Here is a 21,244-nt window from a genome sequence, read left to right as displayed (position 1 = left end):
TATGAGTTCTTTTTCTATTAAGATATTTTTAATAGAAGAAAGAGTGTATTTAACTTGTAACTTTAAAAGAGGTGAAATTTTGTATAAAGGTTCAAATAAATTAAAACGACTAAAAAGAAGATATTTAGCAATAATCATTTCAATAGTTATTATATTAAGCGTAGTTATATTTTCAGTGTTAAATTATATGGATATGCAAAAAGAGGGGCAAACTATATCAAAACTTCTTATAGAACAAAAAGTATTAGCCAAGACAATAACTAGGGATGTAGATACAATTTATCTAATTATGAGTGTTTTAAATTCAGAAGAAGCATTGATAGACAAGATTAGCTTAGAAAACAAATTACAAGAAACTAAAAAAAAATTAAAACAATATATAGAAATCTATGATATAAAGATTAAAGAAATTCAAAGTGGAACCATAGAATATGATTCTATGAAAGGCAAGATATGGGATAAAAATCTGATAATCATTGAACCATATATAGAAGATAATATTAAAGTATGGGAAGAATTAAAAAAAGATTATATAAAAATATATGAAAAAAACTTAAATTTTAATGAATTTATAGAATCTTACACATATATAAATGAAAACTCACATCAATTAATAGAAGCTAGTGGTATATTATCAGATAAATTTTTTGAATCAAACAACAAAATATATTCTAATTTCAATACCATAATAGCAATTATAGTAGGTAGCCTTGGAATAATGATAATAATCGGAATCTCTCAGGTATATAAGTACCTTTTCTTGCCTTTGGGAGAGTTGTATAGTGGATTTAAGGAAATTGGATTTGAAAATATAATGGAAAAGAAAAACAATGGAATGAAGGGAATTGCAAGTGAGATAAAGGGAATATTTCAAGGTTTATTCAAAACACTAGAATTAACTACAGAAATAAATACAACAGTTGATTTTGATGACTTTTTACAGCGTATATATGATTCTTTTATAGATTATATCCCTTATTCTTATATAGGAATAGCCTTATTCAATAGTGAAGAAAAAAGTAAGAATAAGGGATATATAATAGGCTCATATGGAGTTGGAAGAAATGAAACAATAAACAAGGAAATGACAGATATACTAGGCTATGAAGTTTCTATATGCAAGACAAGTCTAGGTGATATAATAGAAACAGGTCAACCTAGAATCATAAATGATTTGGGAAAATATATAGAAGGAAAATCTTTAACTGGATATAATAAAATACTTCTAAGGGCAGGGATAAAATCTTCAATAACATTGCCTTTAATGGTAAGTGAATCTTGTATAGGTTTTATATTTTTTTCAAGTGATAGAAAAAATGTATATAAAGAAGAGCATACGAGATTTTTAAGAGTTCTTAGTAGCTCTATAGCAATAGCTTTTCAAAAGAACATATATATAGAAGATTTGCTATATTCAACTCTTTTGGCTCTTACAAAAATATCTGAAGAAAAAGATAAAGATACAGGAGAACATATAGTTAGAATGAGGGATTATTCTACAAAATTAGCTAGATTAATGAGTAAAGATGAAAGATTTAAGGCAAGTATAGATTCTAAATTTATAGCAGATATAAAGAAGTTTAGCCCTATGCATGATATAGGGAAGGTAGGAGTTCCAGACAAGATACTTCTAAAATTAGGAAAATTAGATGAAGATGAGTTTAATGTTATGAAAAATCATACTATTAATGGAGCAAGTGTTTTACGGGAGGCAGAAAATAATATAGTTAAAAATGGGAAGTCTGTATTTAAGATGGGAATAGAAATAGCAGAATCCCATCATGAGAAGTGGGATGGGACAGGATATCCGAAAGGTTTGAAAGAAGAAGAAATACCTCTTTCTGGAAGAATAGCTGCATTAGCTGATGTATTAGATGCTTTACTGTCAAAGCGCTCATATAAGGATGCTTTTTCTTTTGAAAAAGCTAAAGAAATAATTTTAGAAGGTAGGGGCAATCATTTTGACCCAGCTATAGTAGATATATTTAATGAAAACATTGAGGAATTTCAATTGATTTATAAAAGAAGCTTAGAAAGAGAGAAGGAATATGCGTTATAATTAATAATCCAACTTAATTATGAGATGAAAATAAATATAGTGAGTTAGATTTAGTTTGTCTGCATTTTATAAAAAGTTAAATTTAAAAAAGCATCAATCTTTGATTGTTGCTTTTTTAATGGAAATTTTATGTTTAATACTATATAATGATTAAATAAGAAACAAATGTTTAGAAAGGTGTGAGAGAGTGGATTACCTAAATGGATTGAATGATAGACAGAGAGAGGCTGTATTACATACAGATGGACCTTTGCTTATTTTAGCAGGGGCAGGTTCGGGAAAAACTAAAGTAGTGACTCATAAAATAGCATATTTAATCGAAGAAAAAGGAATTTTCCCGGGAAATATTTTGGCAATAACATTTACTAATAAGGCTGCAAATGAAATGAAAGAAAGGGTGTCAAGGTTACTATCTGCAGATGTAGATAGTATGTGGATGGGGACATTTCACTCAATATGCGTTAGGATACTTAGGCGAGATATTGATAAAATTGGATACAATAGGTCTTTTACAATATATGATAGAGATGACCAGATAACCTTAATAAAAGAGTGTATAAAAGAAAGAAATCTTGACAAGGACACATATAAAGAATCTTCAGTTTTAGCTCAAATTAGCAAATTAAAAGATGCTATGACAGATCCAGATGAATTTATAAATCAAAACTACAAGGATTTTTATTTAAGAAATATTGGAGAATTATATGCTTTATATCAAGAGAAGCTTAAACAGTATAATGCTTTAGATTTTGATGATTTAATAATAAAAACCGTACAACTTTTAAAATCAAACTCGGATATTATAGACTACTATCAAAGAAAATTCAAATATGTATTTGTAGACGAATATCAAGACACAAACAAGATTCAATATGAGTTAATAAGGCTACTATCAGATAAATATAAAAATATTTGTGTAGTAGGTGATGGAGACCAATCAATCTATGGGTGGAGAGGGGCAGATATAGCTAATATCTTAAACTTTGAAAAAGATTTTCAAGATTCTACAACTATAATGTTAGAGCAAAACTATAGATCCACACAAAATATACTCAAATTAGCCAATATAGTAATAAAAAACAACTCCGAGAGAAAAGATAAGAATCTATGGACTGAAAATAATGAAGGGGAACCTATATATTATGAGGAGTTACCAGATTCAGAAGATGAAGCATTATTTGTGGCTAGTAAAATTGAAGAATTGATTTCTCAAGGATATAGTTTATCAGATTGTGCTATTCTTTATAGAACTAATGCTCAATCCCGTTCTTTTGAGGATTCTTTCATTAGAAAAAATATTCCCTATAAAATCGTAGGAGGACTTAAATTCTATGATAGAAAAGAAATAAAGGATATAGTGGCTTATTTAAATGTGTTAGAAAATCCTTTAGACAATATTTCCCTAAAAAGAATAATTAATGTACCTAAAAGAGGCATAGGAAATGCAACTATAGATAAATTAGAAGAATTTGCATCAGTGACTAATGATTCTATTTATGGTACATTATTATCTTTAGACAATATACCAGATTTAAATGCTAGAGCAAAGAATAGTTTAAAACCATTTACAGATATGATGAATAAGCTTATGGCTAAGAAGGAAGTAATGGGAGTAAAAGATTTCATTGAAGAAGTTATCAATACTACAGGGTATATAAAAGAACTGGAAAGAGAAAACACCATAGAAGCTCAAACTAGAATAGAAAATATAAAAGAGTTTATATCCGTTGCTATAGATTTTGAAGTGCGTATGGGTGAAAGTAATTTAGAAGAATTTTTAGCTAATGTAGCTTTACTTTCAGATGTAGATAAAACCTCTGACACCACTAATGTAGTTACAATGATGACTGTACACAGTGCTAAGGGATTAGAGTTTCCAGTAGTATTTTTAGTAGGTATGGAAGACGGATTGTTTCCTATAACTAGAGCATTGGACAGCGAAACGGAATTAGAAGAGGAAAGAAGACTTTGCTATGTTGCTGTAACTAGGGCAGAAAAACAATTATTTATAACTAATGCAAGAGTAAGGACAATTTATGGAAATGTAAATTATACTCTACCTTCTAGATTTATTGAAGAAATGGGAGATGCTATAGAAAAGAAGCAAAATAAAAATACTAGAGAGCAATTAGTATCAGTAAAGGATTTTACAACAAAGAGAGAAAGATTTGCTCCTAGACCATTTGTAATACAGGCTCAACCTAAGCCACAGGGAGATGTAAATCTAGACGTAAATGTAGGAGATAAAGTAAAACATAAGAAATTTGGCATAGGAACTATAGTTCAAATAAAGCCTCGTGACAATGATAAGGAAGTGGTTATATCCTTTGAGGGAGAAGGGTTGAAAAGGTTATTACTTTCTATTGCTCCTATAGAAATATTGAGGTGATTTTATGAATGATGAGAGAAGAATAGATGATTTAATAGAGATAATCAATGATTTGAATTATCATTACTATACATTGGATGATCCTAAGGTATCTGATAAAGAATATGATTTATTATATGATGAATTAGTTAGATTAGAGAAAGGAACAGGGATTATACGACCATATTCTCCAACCCAAAGAGTAGGTGGAGAATTAGTAGATAAGTTTGAAAAACATATTCATTTAGGCAGGTTGTGGAGCTTGGATAAAAGCCAAAATGAAGTGGAGTTAATTAATTGGGATAATAGAGTGAGAAAGGCTATAAATGAATATAATTTATCTAATGCCAATGAATTACCTGTTCCTAAATATATAGTGGAATATAAATTTGATGGTCTTACTGTAAATCTTACTTACAAAGATGGAGTTTTGATACAGGGGGCTACTAGAGGAAATGGAAACATTGGGGAAGCTATATTACCTCAACTTAAAACAATAAAATCTATCCCTTTAAAGATAGACTTTAAAGGAACAATGGAGGTTCAGGGAGAGGGATTAATGCCATTATCTGCATTGGAGGAATATAATAAGAATGCTTTAGAACCTCTGAAAAATGCTAGGAATGCAGCAGCTGGGGCTTTGAGAAATCTAGATTCCAAGGTGACTGCGGAGAGAAATCTTACGGCTTATTTTTACAATATAGGATATATAGAAGGAAAGACATTTCAAAAGCATACTGAAGTATTGGAATTTTTAAAAAGAAATAGATTTCCTGTATTTTCATATGCAAAAGAATTCTATTCAATAGAAGAAATAATTAAAGAAATTGAGATAATAAAAGAAGAAAGGCATAAATTAGATCTTTTAACAGATGGGTTAGTTATAAAAGTAGATGATATAAAAACTAGAGAAATTCTTGGATATACTAATAAATTTCCTAGATGGGCAATAGCTTATAAATTTGAAGCAGAAGAGACTACAACAAAATTATTAGAAGTAGTATGGAATGTTGGAAGAACATCTAAGGTAACTCCTACTGCAATACTTGAACCAGTAGAAATTGGAGGCGTTACAGTTAGAAGGGCTACTTTAAATAATTATGACGATATTGAAAGAAAGGGAGTAAGAATAAATTCCAGAGTTCTTATTAGAAGATCTAACGATGTTATTCCAGAGATATTGGGAAATGTGGAAACAGATGATGAAACCTTTGAAATTAAAAAACCTATACATTGTCCCGCTTGTAATTCTGAATTAGTCCAAAATGGAGTTCATATATTTTGTCCAAATTCATTATCCTGTAAGCCCCAGTTAGTATCTAGATTAGTTCATTTTGCTAGTCGAGATGCTATGAATATAGAAGGATTTAGTGAGAAAACTGCAGAGAAGTTTTTGGAGGAACTAGACATAGTAGATTTACCTCAAATATATGAGGTTAAATATGAAGATTTAATTAAATTGGAAGGATTTAAGGATAAGAAGACCAATAATTTACTTGAAGCTATAGAAAAGTCTAAAGATATATCCTTGGGATCTTTTATATATGCACTTGGGATAAATAATGTAGGTATAAAAACTGCAAATGATTTAGCGAATCACTTTAAATCTTTAGATAGACTGAAAGAGGCAGCTTTTGAAGAGTTACTTACAGTAGGAGAAGTTGGAGAGGTTATAGCTAATAGTATCTTAGAATTTTTCCATGATGAAAGGATACTAGAAAGTCTAGATAAATTATTATCAGAAGGAGTAAAACCGTATTTTAAAGAGGTAGAAGTTCAACGGTCTATATTCACAGGCAAAACTGTAGTTATTACTGGTACCATAGAGGGACTTAGCAGAAATGAAATAAAGGAACTGGTGGAGAAAATGGGGGGAAAGGTAACAGGTTCTGTTAGTAAGAAAACAGATTATGTTATAGTAGGAGAAGAACCAGGTTCTAAATATACTAAGGCAGTGGAGTTAGGTGTTGAAATTATAAATGAGGAGAAGTTGAAGGAGCTATTATAATAATATGAGTCAGGGAGTGTTTCCTCTGACTCATTATAGTATTGTTTGATTTTTTATTATAAAAAGTGGTAAAATAAAAAGTAAAGTTTAATTAGGAGGGTAAGATGATGATTTCCAAGGAAGATGTAAAACATATAGCTAGTTTAGCTAAATTAAAGTTTTCAGAAGAAGAAATAGATGAATTTACTCATAAGTTTGCTGAAGTATTAGGTTATGTGGCGAAATTAAATGAGGTAGATACAGGAAATGTAGAACCCACATATCAAGTGTATGATTATAATCAAAAATTAAGAGAAGATATAGTAAAAGAAGGTTTAAAAAGGGAAGAAATACTTCAAAATTCAATAGAAAACCAATATGGATATTTTAAATTACTAAAGATTGTGGAATAAGAAGGGGTGAAAAAAATGGCGGATATAACAAAATTATCAGCATTTGAAATGAAGCGAATGATATATGAAAAAGAAATATCCAGTAGAGAACTAGTAGAGCTGCATTTTAATAAAATAGATGAAATGGAGAAAGATATCAATGCTTTCATCACTTTAAATAAAGAAGAGGCTTTAGAATCTGCAGCTCAAGTAGATGAAAAAATAAGAAATGGAGAAAAGATAGGATTACTAGGTGGAATACCTATAGGAGTTAAGGATAATATAATGACTAAAAACCTTAGAACTACTTGTGGGTCTAAAATGTTAGAAAACTTTATTCCTCCATATGATGCAACAGTTGTAGAAAGAATTAAATCAGCAGATGGAATAATTATGGGTAAAACCAATATGGATGAGTTTGCAATGGGTTCATCTACAGAAACTTCTTATTTTGGACCTACTAAAAACCCTATTGACTTAGAAAGGGTTCCAGGAGGATCATCCGGTGGTTCAGCAGCAGCAGTAAAGGCTGGGGAAGTTGCATTATCCTTAGGTACAGATACAGGTGGTTCAATTAGACAACCTGCATCCTACTGTGATATTGTGGGTATTAAACCTACATATGGTATAGTTTCTAGATATGGTACAGTTGCTATGGCAAATACTCTGGATCAAGTAGGAGTGTTTGGGAGAGATGTAAAAGATGCAGTACTTATGCTGTCTTCCATAACTGGATATGATGAAAAGGATTCCACGTCTTTTAAAAATCCGGATGGAACTATAATATTTGGTAGTTTCCCAAAAGAAATAGATTATAATAATTATTTAAAAGGAATGAAGATAGCAATTCCTAAAGAAATATTTAATATTGGCATAGATAGTAATATTAAGGAGGAAATTAATAAATCAATAAAAATATTTGAATCCTTAGGTGCTGAAATAAGTGAAATATCTTTGCCTCATTTAGAATATGCTTTGGCAGCCTATTATATTATATCAACATCAGAGCTTAGCTCAAATCTAGCTAGATTTGATGGAGTTAGATATGGACATAGGGCTAAGGAATATACTACATTAGATGAACTATATATAAATTCAAGGACGGAAGCCTTTGGAGAAGAAGTTAAGAGAAGAATAATGCTAGGAACGTATTCATTGACTAAAGGATATGCAGAGGAGCATTATAAAAAAGCATTAAAAGTAAGGACTTTGCTAATAGAAGACTTTAATAATGTATTTAGTAAATATGATGTAATTTTATCTCCAACATCTCCAGTGCTTCCTTTTAAATTTGGAGAAAAGATTAAAGATCCATTAGCTATGTATAAAGCTGATTTATTTACTGCCCCTATTAATCTTGCAGGAATTTGTGCAATGAGTGTACCATGCGGTTCTATAGATGGACTTCCTCTTGGTCTGCAAATAATTGGTGACAAGTACAAGGAAGCAAATATTATAAAGGCAGGTCTAGGATTCGAAGGAGGCGTAAGAAATGGGCTATAAAACTATAATCGGGCTAGAAATTCATGTTGAGTTAGCTACTAAAACAAAGATGTTCTGTAGTTGTATAAATGCCTTTGGAGGTGAAGCTAATACTCACTGTTGTCCAGTTTGTATTGGACTCCCAGGAGCACTGCCTGTAATAAATAAAACAGCTGTAGAATATGCTGTAAAAGCAGGAATTGCATTTAATTCAAAGATAAATACTAAAACAAGAATGGATAGAAAGAATTATTTCTATTCGGATTTAGTTAAAGGCTATCAAATTTCTCAAGATGATTTACCTTTATGTGATGGTGGCTATATAGAAATAGAATTAGAAAATGAAACTAAAAAGGTTCGTTTGGAAAGAATCCACATAGAAGAGGATACAGGTAAACAAATTCATAGTGAGAAGGAAGATACTTTAATTGATTATAATAGAGCAGGAGTACCTTTAATAGAGATAGTGACAAAACCGGATATGAATACTCCAGAAGAAGCTAGATTATTCCTTGAAAAACTTAGAGCAATTTTAAAATACATTGAAGTATCAGATTGTAAAATGGAAGAAGGCTCTTTAAGATGTGATATTAATATAAATGTTGTAGATAATGAAACAGGATCTAAAACCAATATTACAGAAATTAAGAATTTAAACTCCTTTAGAGGTGCAGTAAAGGCTGCGGAATATGAGGAGCAAAGACATATATCACTACTTAAAGAAGGAGAAAACACTGTAAGGGAAACAAGAAGATGGGATGATATAAGTAATGAAACTATAACCATGAGGGGTAAAGGTGGCGTAGCAGATTATAGATTTGCACCGGATGGTGATATTGCTCCTATTGAATTATCTGATGAATGGATAGAAGAAATAAAAAATAATCTTCCAGAATTACCTCATGATAAAAAAGAAAGATTTATAAAAGAGTATGAACTTTCTGAATATGATGCAGGAGTACTAACAGCATCTAAAGAATTAGCTTTTTTCTTTGAAGAAACTATAAAATATATAGATGATTCAAAATTAGTTAGTAATTGGATTATGGGAGACGTTTTAAGAAGATTAAAGGATGAAGAATTGGAAATTGAAGATACAAGTCTTACTCCTAAATATCTTGGACAATTAATATCTATTGTTAAAGAAGGTAAAATTAATAACAATACTGGTAAGAAGGTATTAAAGGAAATCTTTGATACAGGCAAAGATCCAGAAACAATAGTGAAAGAACAAGGATTAATTCAAATTAATGATGAAGGGGCATTAAAGGAAATAGTATCAAAAGTTTTAGATGATAATGAACAATCAATTATTGACTATAGAAATGGTAAAGATAGAGCTATTGGATTTTTAGTTGGTCAAATAATGAAGGCATCAAAAGGTAAGGCTAATCCCCAATTGGTAAATAAAATGGTTATAGATATGATAAATGAAAGATAGATAGGATTAAGTTGATTCAAAAAGTTAAAGTTTCTTTTAGAGTAGAGATCACCATGATTTCTGCTCTAATTTTTTTATTCTAGGATATATTCTGATAATTTGAACTTGAAATAATATTCGGAATAGAATATTATAATAATAATACTTTATAATAAATCAAATATATTAAGGAGTGATATTATGGCTAAGAAAAAAATCAGTCTTACATCACGGGTACTTATTGGACTTTTATTAGGATTAATTATTGGTATTATGGTTTTCAGATTACCTAGCGGAGTAATTAAGGACAGGATTTTAATCAATGGAATATTTCAGTTATTAGGTCAAGTATTTTTAAGAGGAATAATGATGCTTGTGGTTCCTTTAGTGTTCATTTCCTTAGTAAATGGTGCCGCTAACATGGGAGATGTGAAAAAACTAGGTCGGATTGGTATAAAAACTGTAGGCTTTTATTTAACTACTACTGCTATAGCTATTATTATTGCTTTATTATTAGGATTTTTTGTAAGACCAGGACTAGGGTTAGATATGTCTTCTATAGAAGTTGTAGAGCCAACAATTAATCCAAAAGTACCACTTATTCAAATACTATATGAAATGGTACCTAAAAACCCTATTGCTGCAATGGCTGAGGGGAATATGCTTCAAATCATTGTATTTGCTATACTGACAGGAGTGGGGTTATCTTTATTAGGAGAAAAAGTTGAATTTTTAGTAACACTTTTTATTAACTTGAATGAACTTATAATGAAATTAGTAGAGATAATAATGTTATTTGCACCAATAGGTGTATTTGGTCTTATTGCCAAGACCTTTGCTACAGTAGGATATTCTGGATTGCTACCTTTATTAAAATATATAGTTACAGTATACATTGGATTAATAATTCATATGTTTTTAGTATATGGAGGATTTCTAAAAGGGTTTACAAACTTATCTCCAAGGACTTTTTATAAAAAGTTTTTACCAGCAATGTCTGTAGCTTTTTCAACTGCTAGCAGCAATGCTACAGTTCCAGTATCATTGGAGATAGCAGAAAAGGAACTAGGTATTTCAAAAAATATAGCGTCTTTTACCATTCCTTTGGGAGCTACAATTAATATGGATGGTACTGCAATAATGCAAGGCATAGCTGTTTTCTTTATAGCTCAGGTATATGGATATGAATTGAGCTTAAGTATGATAATAACAGTGATACTTACAGCTACTTTAGCCTCTATAGGTACTGCAGGAGTTCCTGGAGCTGGAACTATAATGCTTTCTATGGTATTGCAATCTATAGGGTTGCCTATAGAAGGTATAGGTTTAATTATGGGTATAGATAGGCTTGTAGACATGGGTAGAACAGTTACAAATATTACAGGGGATGCAGTATGTACAGCAGTAATAGCAAAACAAGAAGGAGAACTTAATATGGAGGTTGCCAATTCATAAAAAATATTTCTTATTGATAAGATGAAGTGATATAATATTATAAAATATTATGTCAAGATCAGGAGGTTTTATTTTGAAGGAAAAAATAGTAATTGCAATTGGAGGGAATGCAATAATATCCGAAGGACAAAAAGGGACAGCGGAAGAACAATATAACAATATAAATAAAATGTGCCCATATATTGCAGATTTAATTGAAGATGGATATAGGGTTATTCTAACCCATGGAAATGGACCACAAGTAGGGAATCTACTTTTGCAGAGTGAGGCGGCTAAAGATAAAATTCCAGTATTGCCTATTGATATATGTGTAGCTGAAACTCAAGGGCAATTAGGTTATATGATAAAGCAGTCCTTAGAAAATCTATTAAGAAAAAGAGGAATTAAAAGAGATGTTACTTGCGTATTGTCACAAGTAGTAGTTGATGATAATGACCCAGCATTTAATTCACCAACAAAACCAATAGGACCCTTTTATAGCAAAGAAGATGCAGATGAGATTGCTAAGACAAATAACTATATTATGGTTGAAGATAGTGGGAGAGGATATAGGAGAGTAGTGCCTTCACCAAGACCATTAGATATTATTGAGCAATCAGCTGTGAAGACATTAAGCGATAATGGAACCATAGTAATTACTGTAGGAGGTGGAGGGATTCCAGTTGTTGAAAATAATAGAATGTTAAAAGGTGTAGAAGCTGTTATAGATAAGGACTATGCCTCATCTTTATTAGCAAATCAAATTGAATCAGATTTTCTTGTGATTTTAACAGGAGTCCCACAAGTAGCAATAAATTTTGGAAAACCTAATCAAGAATTTTTATCAAAAATGTCTTTGGAAGAAGCTAAAAAGTATTATGAAGAAGGACAATTTCCAAAAGGAAGTATGGGACCAAAGATAGAAGCTGGGATTGAATATTTAGTACGAGGTGGCAAAAAAGTAATAATTACTTCTTTAGAACTTTTAAAGGATGCAATAGAAGGAAAAGCAGGGACAGTGATCGTTAAGTAATAATTAATTTAAACTTTAAAAGCACTAAAAATTATTCAAATAATTTTTAGTGCTTTTAATTTTAGATTATGGAGAGTTTATGAATCTTCTTTTTTTTCTTTTTTAGTAAAATAAGGACAATCTTTAGTAGGAGTATTCGATGGAGGAGTAACTGTATCTAAAGCACATAAGCCGTCCTCTGCATATACGCATTTTTCAGAACAAGGTATCATCAAAGCTAAACCCTCCCTTAGAATTAATTGTCAATTGTGCATTGTCAATTACCCATTGCTCTAATTATTCTTTCCAAAATATATTTAATTATTATTAAAATATAATCACAAAATATTTTTTTGTTTTCAAATAAATTGATTAATAGCTATATATATGGGTAGAGAATTTATAACATGAAGAAACCATTGACAAAACCTTAAAAATATTAAAAATGGGGGAAAGGGAATATGGGAAAAAAAGGTATGGTTTTATTAGTAGCGATGATTTTAGTAGTAACAAGTACAACAGTTTTTGCTGAAGGTGCTAATGTTTCAGGTAAAACAAATAAGAATATTAGTGTAATGAGTAGAATGTATGAAGTTGAACCAAATGACACACCAGCACAAGCAAAACAAAATAATCCTTTAAAAGCTAATACACAATGGAAAAGAGGCAATTTAGAGAGAGGCTATGACTCAGTTGACTATTATTACTATAGTCATGGAAACTATGGAAATATAGATGTTACTTTATTCAATATATCCACTAGGGGAAAATTAAGAATTGATATTTATCGTCAAAATAGTAATGGAACTATGACATACATTGCTGGGGAAGATAGTGATGGAATTCAACAAGTTGTCACTGCTCGAAATGCTTCAGAAGGAGATTATTTTGTAAAGCTAAGTTTACTTAGTAGTTCTTGGGATCAAGTAAGCTATGATATAATGATAGATGCTAGATAGGGGAAATATCATATGATAAATGGAATAAATAGAGCTTATGAGTCAATAAAAGTAAATAATAGTATTAGAAATCATGAGATTAAAGGAAAAGAAGTAGAAAAGACTAATAACTATGCGTACAATTCCAATCCAGATTATTCTTTTATAGATTTAGATAGGTTGATAAATGCTGTAATTGAAAGGTACTTAGATGGAGTTGCTGTTGGAGATGAATTTAGAATAACTAATCCAATTTTTCATGACGATACTATGGATAAAAGAGATTTAAAATTTGATAAAGAGTTTTTTGATACTATAAAGCCTTTAATTCAAAGTGCCTATGAGAAAAAATCATTAGGAGATATTGAATACTCTGAATATGAAAAGCATATTGTTGAGAGGGTATATGGAATTGCATCATTAGCCAGAGCCGTAGTAAAAGAATTCTCAGATGCTTCAAATAAACCAACTTATGACGAACATTCACTAAGGAAAGCAGCAGATGATTATTTTATGGAACAGCTTAATAAAAAAGATGTTAAAAGTATAGATAACGATGCTGTAACCAATCAACATGATAATATTCGTAATGTAGCAAAACTTAGAATAATGAATGATAAAGAGTGTAGAAATATATTAGCAGAATTGAAAACTTTAATATAACAAAGTGAATGGAGAGACATGCTCCTCTTGTGGTGGACAGTTGAGATAAGAAAAACTGTATACTATAAGAGGGGCATATTTTATTATTAAAATGTGTTTTGAAAGTGTATCGAAAATGTATTAAAAGTGTTATACATATGGTACAATATAATTAATTAAAATATAGATTGAGCATTATAGGAGGTAGCAAGATGGAAATTGGAAAATTACCTAATGAGGTTTTGGAAAAAATAGTTTTATCAAATATAAAAAACAAAAGAGATGAAGTATTAGTAAGAGCTGCAGTAGGAGAAGATAGTGCTGTAATTGATTTTGATAATGATTTATGTGTAATCAGCACAGATCCAATTACAGGGGCAACTAAAGATATTGGAAAACTGGCTGTACATATTTCTTGTAATGATGTATCTACCAGTGGAGCAGAGCCTATAGGAGTTTTAATTACTATATTAGCACCACCTAAGACTTCAGAAGAAGATATAGAAAATATTATGAAAGAAGCGGGAGAAGTAGCAAAAGAAATCAATGTTGAAATAATGGGAGGACATACGGAAATTACAGATGCAGTAAACAGGATAGTAATAAGTACAACTGTTATAGGAAAACAGTCTAAGGAAAAATTACCTAATCCAAGAAAGATAAAGATTGGAGATAAAGTATTAATTACTAAGTATGCTGGAATAGAGGGAACATCCATAATTGCAAAGGAATTAGAAAAACAATTAACTGATAAAATAGGGAAAGATAAACTCAATATGGCAAAAAGCATGGATAGTATGTTAAGTGTAGTTAAAGAAGGTACAATTTGTGGAGAAATTGGCGTTAGATATATGCATGATATTACTGAAGGAGGAGTTTTAGGAGCAGTTTGGGAAGCATCTAATGCTACTGGAAAAGGAATAAAGATTATAGAAGAATTGATACCTATAAAAGATGTAACTAAAGAAATAGCTGATATACTTAGTATAGATTTATATAGATTAATATCTAGTGGATCTATGTTAATTATTGCAGAAGATGAGAAGGTTTCAATAATCAATGAAGAATTAAATAAGGTTGGAATTAAAGTTACAGTTATAGGACAGATAATAGAAAAAGATATTATATTAGAGAAAAATGGGGTGAATTATGATATAGAACCACCAGAAGCTGATGAATTATATAAAGCTTTGTCATTTGCTAAGTAATATTACATTATGGTTACAAAATTCGTAATTCGTTGACATAATAATTGACTAAATGATATAAATAAAATAGACAAACTTTATTAATGGTTAGGGCATAAGGAGGTAGATAAATGAAAAAGTGGAAGATAATGCTATCTTTGTTTGTACTATTGCTTTTATTTAGTCAAATAGGATATGCAGCTAGTAACAAGACAATTCAAGTAAGTATGAATGGTACTAAAATTTCTGTAAAGCCAGTACCAATTATTATGGACGGACAAGCTATTAATACGGAATTTCCCTCCTTTGTTCATACTAATAGGACTTTGGTTCCTATTAGATTTATAGCAGAAAATTATGGTGCGGAAGTTGGTTGGGACCAAAAAACTAAGACTGCTATAGTGAATTATGGGGATAAGGAAGGAAAATTTACCATAAATAGTAATATTGCTATAATAAATGGTGAGAAAAAGACATTGGATAAATATGCCATTCCTAGATTAGTAACCTTAGGAAATAAAGATACTAGGACTATGGTTCCCTTAAGGTTTGTTAATGAATTATTTGGTTATGAAATTGGATGGGATAGTGCAAAAGAAGCTCCATATATTAATTCTAAACAAGAAAATGGTATAGGTATTATAAAGGGGATTTCTATTGGAAAAGGAAGTACAGATAAAAACAAAATAGTTATAAATAGTAATAAAAGTATTGAATATGAGACAATGTTTTTACAGGATTCAAATAAATTAGTCATAGATATAAAGGATTCTAAACTTGATTTAATTGATGTAAAAAATAATCAAGGTATTATTAATGTAAATGATGGTATAATTGAAAACATTGAATATTCTCAGTTTTCCTCAGAACCTAGTATAACTAGGGTTGTAATAAAATTAAATCAATTAGGGACACATGATATTTCCCTTGCAAATGATGGAAAGGATATGGTTATATCCTTTGTAAACAAGGTAAAATCAATTACAAAAGAAATAATAAATGGAAAAGAAGCCATTGTAATTCAAGGTACATCTAAACCAAAGGTTAATTTGATGAAATTAAAGAATCCAGAGAGAGTAGTAATAGATTTAATGGATTCTAGTTTTGAAGAAAATACACAATATAATTACAATTATGATTTAGGATTTATTAAAGGAGTCAGGGCATCACAATTTAGTGGTGATAATAATTATAGTTCTATTGATAAAGTAGTTAGAGTAGTATTAGATGTCAAAGATGGTATAACTGATCCAGATATAAAATTAGAAAATCAAGATAATAAAATTATAATTTATCCTGAAAAAACTTCTTGGGAAAATATTTTCTATACTTCAGAAGGTGTTGATAAAATCCTTACTATAAATAATCTTATGGTAACAGATTATTCTGTAGATTATGAGCTAGGCAGTAAGTTAATAGAAATAACCATTCCAAGTGAAAATGTAAAATTAGATGAAGGAATAATTCCTATAAAAGATAATTTAGTTGATGAAGTTGAAATTTATGAAGGTAAATCCAAGACTACAGTTTCTATTAAACTTAAAAAAGATATAGAATATATTTTACTTTCTAGAGAGTTTGATGATAAAATTTCTTTATTATTGAGAAAAGGTGAAAATGTAAAATCTACAGATAGGCTAATTATTGTAGATGCTGGACATGGTGGCAAGGATCCAGGGGCTATATCAGTTGGCAAAAGAAATGAAAAGGATTTAAGCCTTAGCGTGTCCTTAAAACTTAATGATGCACTTAAAGCTAAAGGATATAATACGATAATGACTAGGGATAAAGATGAATTTATTGATTTATATGAAAGAGCTAGAATTGCAAATGATAATTATGCAGATGTATTTGTAAGTATACATGGTAATGCTCATGATAATAAGTCAATTGCTGGAATTCAAGTATTATATTGTCCGGCAACTAATTCAAACAAAAAAGAAGTAGATCAACATCCTTTTGCTAAAATTATAATGGAGGAATTATTAAAAGCTACTGGAGCAGTGGATAAAGGAATAATCCAAAGACCAAATTTAGTAGTTCTTAGAGAAACAAAAATGCCTGCAGTCTTAGTGGAAACAGGATTTTTGTCTAATGAGGCGGAAGAAAAACTTTTATATACAGAGGAATATCAGTATAAAATAGTAGATGCTATAATAAAAGGGATAGAAAAATATTTTGAAATGTATTAATATATAGGCAAGGGTTACCTTGTCTATATATTTTTAAGGGGGGAAAATATGGAGTTAATATTTGGGTATTTATTTATTTTCTTTGCAAGAGTATCAGATGTGTCTTTAGCTACTATTCGGACACTTATGGTTGTACAGGGAAGAAGATGGCAAGCGGCATTAATTGGTTTTTTTGAAGTAAGTATTTATGTAACGGCATTGAGTAAGGTTGTTGGCAATCTAGATAATCCACTAAATCTATTATCTTATGCATTAGGTTTTGCTTGTGGAAATTATCTGGGAATTACAATAGAAAATAAAATTGCATTAGGAAATTTGGCAACTCAAATTATCCTAAATAAATCAGATAATAAAGAGTTGCTTCAAATCCTTAGACAAAATGGATTTGGTGTAACAGTTGTAATAGGTCAAGGACTAGAAGGTAGTAAAGAGATATTCAATGTAGCTATAAATCGTAAGGATTTACCTAATTTAAAGAAAATAGTATATGAATATGATAAAAACGCATTTATAACCGTAAATAATATTAATCCTATTAGCGGCGGGTATTTTGCAACTAATAAAAAGTAAAAGATAAATTAATCATAGTCTGACAACTCTTCTAATATAATATAATAGTATAATTTAGGAGGGTTGATGATGGTGAACAGGAGAATAATATTATTTGGACTAATAGTAGTCTTAGGTTTAACAGTATTAGGCATTGGAAAAAACCTTATTAATGATAGGTTAACGGCTAAGGAAGAGGAAATAGAAATAATTAGGTCTGACGAAGAAGAAGTGGTTGTAGCTGAAGAGGAAGGAATACGAAGAACAGTTATGTATTTTAAAGATAAGGATGGATACTTAGTTCCTGTAATGAGAAAAATTCCTTGGGAAGAAGGAATTGCAAGGGTAACACTTAATAATATGATTGATAGTCCAGAAGTTCGGGAAACTTTAAATCCTACTGGTTTATTGCCTATAATCCCAGCAGGTACAGAGGTTTTAGGAATATCTATAAATGATGAAACGGGAGTATGTAAGGTGGATTTTTCTGAGAAGGTTTTAGAAAACCAATCAGAAAAGGAAGAAGAAAATTTTATAAAAGGCGTAGTATATACATTAACAGAGTTTCCAGCTATTAGAGAAGTACAAATTTTAGTTGGTGGAAAGGTAATGCCTTCTTTAAAATATGGAGGAGATATTAGTAAATCTTTAGCAAGAGAAAACATTAATTTAGTTGGGAAATTAGAAGATGGACGGTCAAAGGTAGTAGTTTATTATAAGGGGATGAATGAGGAAGAATTTGAATATTTTATACCAGTTACTGTACCTACCTTAGCACCAGTAGCAAATGTATATTCTGCCTTAGATCTTCTATTTGAAGGACCGCCGCAGGATATAGGTTTGTCTTCAGATATTCCAAGGGGGGTTATGCTTCAAGGAGTAGAAGTAAAGAATGGTACTGCATATGTAGATATATCTTATGACAACCATTCGGAATCATCTGAAGATAAGATGTTTAGTGATATAGTAAAAAATATAGGTTTAACATTAAGTCAATTTGAAGAAATTGATAATGTTGAGTTACTTATAGATGGAGAAACAATAAATACTACAATTCCTGTTTTTGCAAATGAATACTAAGGTGATAATGCTAATTGGGAATATGAATTTTTAATTATGAATTAATAAAGAAAAAAGTGAGCTTTGCTCACTTTTTTCTTTATTAATTTGAGTCTGAACCAGTAGGTTTTGATTGTTTTTTAGGTTTTTTGGGATACCAGCCTTTACTTACCCTAACTTCCTGCTCAAAGAGCTCTTTAATGCTCCAAAATAGAGTAAAACCCAAAACAGACATTAATGAAGAAATGGCAATATTAGAGATAAACATAGAAATTGCATTACAGATAATTCCTGAAAACAAAAATATTGGCCACACGCCTTTTCCAAAATGATATTCTGTTTTTATAACAATAGGGTGAAATATTCCAATAATAGCAAAGGATCCAATACCGACTAAAATTCCACTTACGTTCATTTTGAATTCCTCCTATACTTTTATATTTATCAAATAAAAGTGAAGAAGTCAATTGCTTATATTTTATTATAGATAAAAATTTTCTTATTTGGTAAAATATAATGATAGAATAGGATATTAAAAATAAAGGAGTATATATTTAATATGAAAAAAAGAAAACTTATATTGTCAACGGGTAATCAACACAAGGTGGAGGAAATAAAGAATATACTTGAAGGGTTATCAATAGAAGTTGTTTCAAAAAAAGATGTAGGTTTAGGTGAGTTGGAAGTAATAGAAGATGGTGATACATTAGAGGAAAATAGTTTGAAAAAGGCAAAAGCTTTAGCAGAAAAACTAGAGCATATGGTTTTAGCAGATGATTCTGGACTTTTTGTAGATATACTAAATGGTGAGCCAGGGGTTTATTCTTCTAGGTATGCAGGAGAAGAAGGAAATGATATAAAAAACAATGATAAGCTTTTACATGAATTAAAAGATATACCTTTAATTAAAAGGGGTGCTAAGTTTAAAACAGTTATAGCATTAATAACAGAGAATAAAGAAGTTATAGTAGTATATGGTGAATGTATTGGTAAAATAGGGTTTGAGTTAAAAGGGAAGAATGGATTTGGATATGATCCTTTATTTATTCCAGATGGATATAGTAAAACTTTTGCAGAATTAGGTGAAGATGTAAAAAATAAAATAAGCCATAGAGCAAAGGCATTAGAAAATTTAAAAAAAGAGTTAAAGAATATATTAGAGGTAGATTAATATGAGGATAGCTGTAGTTAGTGATACACATGGAAATAATAAGAACATTATAGAGAAATTATCAGAAATAGAAAAGCCAGATATTTTATTTCATCTTGGAGATTATGTAAATGACGGAGTTAAAATATCTAAAGCCTTGGGGATCAAAACTATAATTGTAAGGGGAAATGGGGATTATGGTCACACTGAATATAATGAAGATGAAATTATAGAATTTAAAGGAAAGAAATTTCTCCTTACTCATGGACATAAATATAATGTACAAAATGGAATAACAAACTTATATTATAAAGGATTGGAACTAGGTGCTAATATAGTGCTATTTGGCCATACACACATACCTATTATAGAGAAGATAGAAAACATGATTATAATGAATCCAGGAAGTCCTTCTCTGCCGAGAGATGTTATAAAAACAAAAACTTTTGGCATTATAAACATTGGAAATACAATAGATACAAAAATAATTCAAATAAATTAAGGATATGCTATTGACATTGTATTTAGAACCTGCTATAATTTTAAATTGTTAGCAAATAAAAGTTGAAAGCAATCACTGAGTATCGAACTATGCGGGTATAGCTCAGTGGTAGAGCACTGGCTTCCCAAGCCAGCTGCGAGGGTTCGATCCCCTTTACCCGCTCCAACTGTGAGAGCACCTATAGCTCAGTAGGATAGAGCAACGGACTTCTAATCCGTGTGCCGGGGGTTCGAATCCTCCTAGGTGCGCCAGCTTAATAATTTAAAACATGGTGGGTGTGGCCTAGTTGGTTATGGCGCCAGATTGTGGCTCTGGAGGTCGTGGGTTCGAATCCCATCATCCACCCCATATTTAAACATGATCCACTAGCTCAGTCGGTATAAGCAGGGGATCGAAATCGTGGTTTTCGATTTCGTGTACATCGATTAGTCCTTGATTGATAAGACTAATCGTAGAAGTATATGTCATCTGCTTGTAAATTAAATAAACATGATCCATTAGCTCAGTCGGTAGAGCACCTGACTTTTAATCAGGGTGTCCCGCGTTCGAGTCGCGGATGGATCACCATGGAGAGGTACCGAAGCGGTCATAACGGGGCGGTCTTGAAAACCGTTAGGGTGCAAGCCCACGTGGGTTCGAATCCCACCCTCTCCGCCAAATTTGAAATTTATAATTGTTCGTAAGAACTGATTATTTTTATATGGAGAAGTACTCAAGTGGCTGAAGAGGCTCCCCTGCTAAGGGAGTAGGTCCTTCACGGGGCGCGAGGGTTCAAATCCCTCCTTCTCCGCCATGGTAGGGGCCTTTAGCTCAGTCGGTTAGAGCGCCCGGCTCATAACCGGTAGGTCCGGGGTTCGAGTCCCTGAAGGCC

The 21,244-nt window shown here is 30.8% G+C and carries 18 protein-coding genes and 6 tRNA genes; 22 read left to right on the top strand and 2 right to left on the bottom strand.

The features are described 5' to 3' along the window. The first annotated feature begins 1 nt into the window (after position 1). From RT714_RS14785 to arcC, 8 genes are all read left to right on the top strand, one after another. On the top strand, positions 2–2,059 hold the full coding sequence (locus RT714_RS14785) for an HD domain-containing phosphohydrolase (RefSeq protein ID WP_313758647.1): 2,058 nt from the start codon (positions 2–4) through the stop codon (positions 2,057–2,059). 187 nt (positions 2,060–2,246) lie between these two features. Beyond that, positions 2,247–4,448 carry a DNA helicase PcrA gene (gene pcrA / locus RT714_RS14780; protein ID WP_313758646.1) on the top strand — a complete coding sequence of 734 codons (2,202 nt, stop codon included), beginning with the start codon at positions 2,247–2,249 and terminating at the stop codon, positions 4,446–4,448. A 4-nt stretch (positions 4,449–4,452) separates the two neighbouring features. Continuing rightward, the gene (gene ligA / locus RT714_RS14775) at positions 4,453–6,435 is read left to right on the top strand and encodes an NAD-dependent DNA ligase LigA (RefSeq protein ID WP_313758645.1); all 1,983 of its coding nucleotides are present in this window, start codon (positions 4,453–4,455) and stop codon (positions 6,433–6,435) included. Between the two features lie 107 nt (positions 6,436–6,542). Continuing rightward, the gene (gene gatC, locus RT714_RS14770; protein WP_313758644.1) at positions 6,543–6,827 is read left to right on the top strand and encodes an Asp-tRNA(Asn)/Glu-tRNA(Gln) amidotransferase subunit GatC; all 285 of its coding nucleotides are present in this window, start codon (positions 6,543–6,545) and stop codon (positions 6,825–6,827) included. Positions 6,828–6,842: 15 nt separating this feature from the next. Beyond that, entirely contained in the window at positions 6,843–8,309 is a 1,467-nt protein-coding gene (gene gatA, locus RT714_RS14765; protein ID WP_313758643.1) for an Asp-tRNA(Asn)/Glu-tRNA(Gln) amidotransferase subunit GatA, read from the top strand. Further along, entirely contained in the window at positions 8,299–9,729 is a 1,431-nt protein-coding gene (gatB, locus tag RT714_RS14760; RefSeq protein ID WP_313758641.1) for an Asp-tRNA(Asn)/Glu-tRNA(Gln) amidotransferase subunit GatB, read from the top strand. The genes gatA and gatB overlap by 11 nt, the downstream gene beginning before the upstream one ends. A 180-nt stretch (positions 9,730–9,909) precedes the next feature. Then, positions 9,910–11,163, top strand: coding sequence for a dicarboxylate/amino acid:cation symporter (locus RT714_RS14755; protein WP_313758639.1), 1,254 nt, complete (start codon positions 9,910–9,912; stop codon positions 11,161–11,163). Between the two features lie 73 nt (positions 11,164–11,236). After that, on the top strand, positions 11,237–12,175 hold the full coding sequence (gene arcC, locus RT714_RS14750; protein ID WP_313758638.1) for a carbamate kinase: 939 nt from the start codon (positions 11,237–11,239) through the stop codon (positions 12,173–12,175). A 77-nt stretch (positions 12,176–12,252) separates the two neighbouring features. On the opposite strand, the gene RT714_RS14745 is transcribed toward arcC, so the two are convergent. Continuing rightward, positions 12,253–12,390 carry a hypothetical protein gene (locus RT714_RS14745; RefSeq protein ID WP_159429180.1) on the bottom strand — a complete coding sequence of 46 codons (138 nt, stop codon included), beginning with the start codon at positions 12,388–12,390 and terminating at the stop codon, positions 12,253–12,255. 225 nt (positions 12,391–12,615) lie between these two features. Between RT714_RS14745 and RT714_RS14740 the strand changes: the two genes are divergently transcribed. From RT714_RS14740 to RT714_RS14715, 6 genes are all read left to right on the top strand, one after another. After that, positions 12,616–13,113, top strand: a complete 498-nt coding sequence (locus RT714_RS14740; protein ID WP_313758636.1) for a hypothetical protein — start codon at positions 12,616–12,618, stop codon at positions 13,111–13,113. 12 nt (positions 13,114–13,125) lie between these two features. Further along, positions 13,126–13,755, top strand: a complete 630-nt coding sequence (locus tag RT714_RS14735; protein ID WP_313758634.1) for a hypothetical protein — start codon at positions 13,126–13,128, stop codon at positions 13,753–13,755. Positions 13,756–13,946: 191 nt separating this feature from the next. Continuing rightward, positions 13,947–14,942 carry an AIR synthase family protein gene (locus RT714_RS14730; RefSeq protein WP_313758632.1) on the top strand — a complete coding sequence of 332 codons (996 nt, stop codon included), beginning with the start codon at positions 13,947–13,949 and terminating at the stop codon, positions 14,940–14,942. A gap of 110 nt (positions 14,943–15,052) precedes the next feature. After that, entirely contained in the window at positions 15,053–17,113 is a 2,061-nt protein-coding gene (locus tag RT714_RS14725) for an N-acetylmuramoyl-L-alanine amidase family protein (RefSeq protein WP_313758631.1), read from the top strand. Between the two features lie 48 nt (positions 17,114–17,161). Further along, positions 17,162–17,683 (top strand): DUF5698 domain-containing protein, encoded by a 522-nt coding sequence (locus tag RT714_RS14720; protein ID WP_313758630.1) that lies wholly within the window; start codon positions 17,162–17,164, stop codon positions 17,681–17,683. Between the two features lie 69 nt (positions 17,684–17,752). After that, positions 17,753–18,742, top strand: a complete 990-nt coding sequence (locus RT714_RS14715; protein WP_313758628.1) for a GerMN domain-containing protein — start codon at positions 17,753–17,755, stop codon at positions 18,740–18,742. Positions 18,743–18,824: 82 nt separating this feature from the next. On the opposite strand, the gene RT714_RS14710 is transcribed toward RT714_RS14715, so the two are convergent. Then, on the bottom strand, positions 18,825–19,136 hold the full coding sequence (locus RT714_RS14710) for a DUF4491 family protein (protein ID WP_313758627.1): 312 nt from the start codon (positions 19,134–19,136) through the stop codon (positions 18,825–18,827). 144 nt (positions 19,137–19,280) lie between these two features. Between RT714_RS14710 and RT714_RS14705 the strand changes: the two genes are divergently transcribed. From RT714_RS14705 to RT714_RS14670, 8 genes are all read left to right on the top strand, one after another. Continuing rightward, entirely contained in the window at positions 19,281–19,892 is a 612-nt protein-coding gene (locus RT714_RS14705; RefSeq protein ID WP_313758626.1) for an XTP/dITP diphosphatase, read from the top strand. A 1-nt stretch (position 19,893) separates the two neighbouring features. Further along, entirely contained in the window at positions 19,894–20,373 is a 480-nt protein-coding gene (locus RT714_RS14700) for a metallophosphoesterase (RefSeq protein ID WP_313758624.1), read from the top strand. 91 nt (positions 20,374–20,464) lie between these two features. After that, a tRNA-Gly gene (locus tag RT714_RS14695) sits at positions 20,465–20,538 on the top strand. A 9-nt stretch (positions 20,539–20,547) separates the two neighbouring features. Then, positions 20,548–20,624, top strand: a tRNA-Arg gene (locus tag RT714_RS14690). A gap of 20 nt (positions 20,625–20,644) precedes the next feature. Then, positions 20,645–20,721, top strand: a tRNA-His gene (locus tag RT714_RS14685). A gap of 143 nt (positions 20,722–20,864) precedes the next feature. Further along, positions 20,865–20,940 (top strand) — tRNA-Lys (locus RT714_RS14680). Position 20,941: 1 nt separating this feature from the next. Further along, positions 20,942–21,030: transfer RNA gene (locus tag RT714_RS14675), tRNA-Ser, on the top strand. 45 nt (positions 21,031–21,075) lie between these two features. Next, a tRNA-Ser gene (locus RT714_RS14670) sits at positions 21,076–21,166 on the top strand. Positions 21,167–21,244: the final 78 nt, after the last annotated feature.

Source organism: Tissierella sp. (assembly GCF_032104385.1).
Taxonomy (GTDB): Bacteria; Bacillota; Clostridia; order Tissierellales; family Tissierellaceae; genus Tissierella.
The sequence above is the reverse complement of the archived record's forward strand: the minus strand, read 5'-3'. Positions and strand labels throughout refer to the sequence as shown.

Coding starts and splice junctions, on each gene's coding strand:
- RT714_RS14785 (WP_313758647.1), top strand. CDS start 2: ATGAGTTCTTTTTCTATTAAGATATTTTTAATAGAAGAAAGAGTGTAT.
- ligA (WP_313758645.1), top strand. CDS start 4,453: ATGAATGATGAGAGAAGAATAGATGATTTAATAGAGATAATCAATGAT.
- gatC (WP_313758644.1), top strand. CDS start 6,543: ATGATTTCCAAGGAAGATGTAAAACATATAGCTAGTTTAGCTAAATTA.
- gatA (WP_313758643.1), top strand. CDS start 6,843: ATGGCGGATATAACAAAATTATCAGCATTTGAAATGAAGCGAATGATA.
- gatB (WP_313758641.1), top strand. CDS start 8,299: ATGGGCTATAAAACTATAATCGGGCTAGAAATTCATGTTGAGTTAGCT.
- RT714_RS14755 (WP_313758639.1), top strand. CDS start 9,910: ATGGCTAAGAAAAAAATCAGTCTTACATCACGGGTACTTATTGGACTT.
- RT714_RS14740 (WP_313758636.1), top strand. CDS start 12,616: ATGGGAAAAAAAGGTATGGTTTTATTAGTAGCGATGATTTTAGTAGTA.
- RT714_RS14735 (WP_313758634.1), top strand. CDS start 13,126: ATGATAAATGGAATAAATAGAGCTTATGAGTCAATAAAAGTAAATAAT.
- RT714_RS14730 (WP_313758632.1), top strand. CDS start 13,947: ATGGAAATTGGAAAATTACCTAATGAGGTTTTGGAAAAAATAGTTTTA.
- RT714_RS14725 (WP_313758631.1), top strand. CDS start 15,053: ATGAAAAAGTGGAAGATAATGCTATCTTTGTTTGTACTATTGCTTTTA.
- RT714_RS14720 (WP_313758630.1), top strand. CDS start 17,162: ATGGAGTTAATATTTGGGTATTTATTTATTTTCTTTGCAAGAGTATCA.
- RT714_RS14715 (WP_313758628.1), top strand. CDS start 17,753: ATGGTGAACAGGAGAATAATATTATTTGGACTAATAGTAGTCTTAGGT.
- RT714_RS14710 (WP_313758627.1), bottom strand. CDS start 19,136: ATGAACGTAAGTGGAATTTTAGTCGGTATTGGATCCTTTGCTATTATT.
- RT714_RS14705 (WP_313758626.1), top strand. CDS start 19,281: ATGAAAAAAAGAAAACTTATATTGTCAACGGGTAATCAACACAAGGTG.
- RT714_RS14700 (WP_313758624.1), top strand. CDS start 19,894: ATGAGGATAGCTGTAGTTAGTGATACACATGGAAATAATAAGAACATT.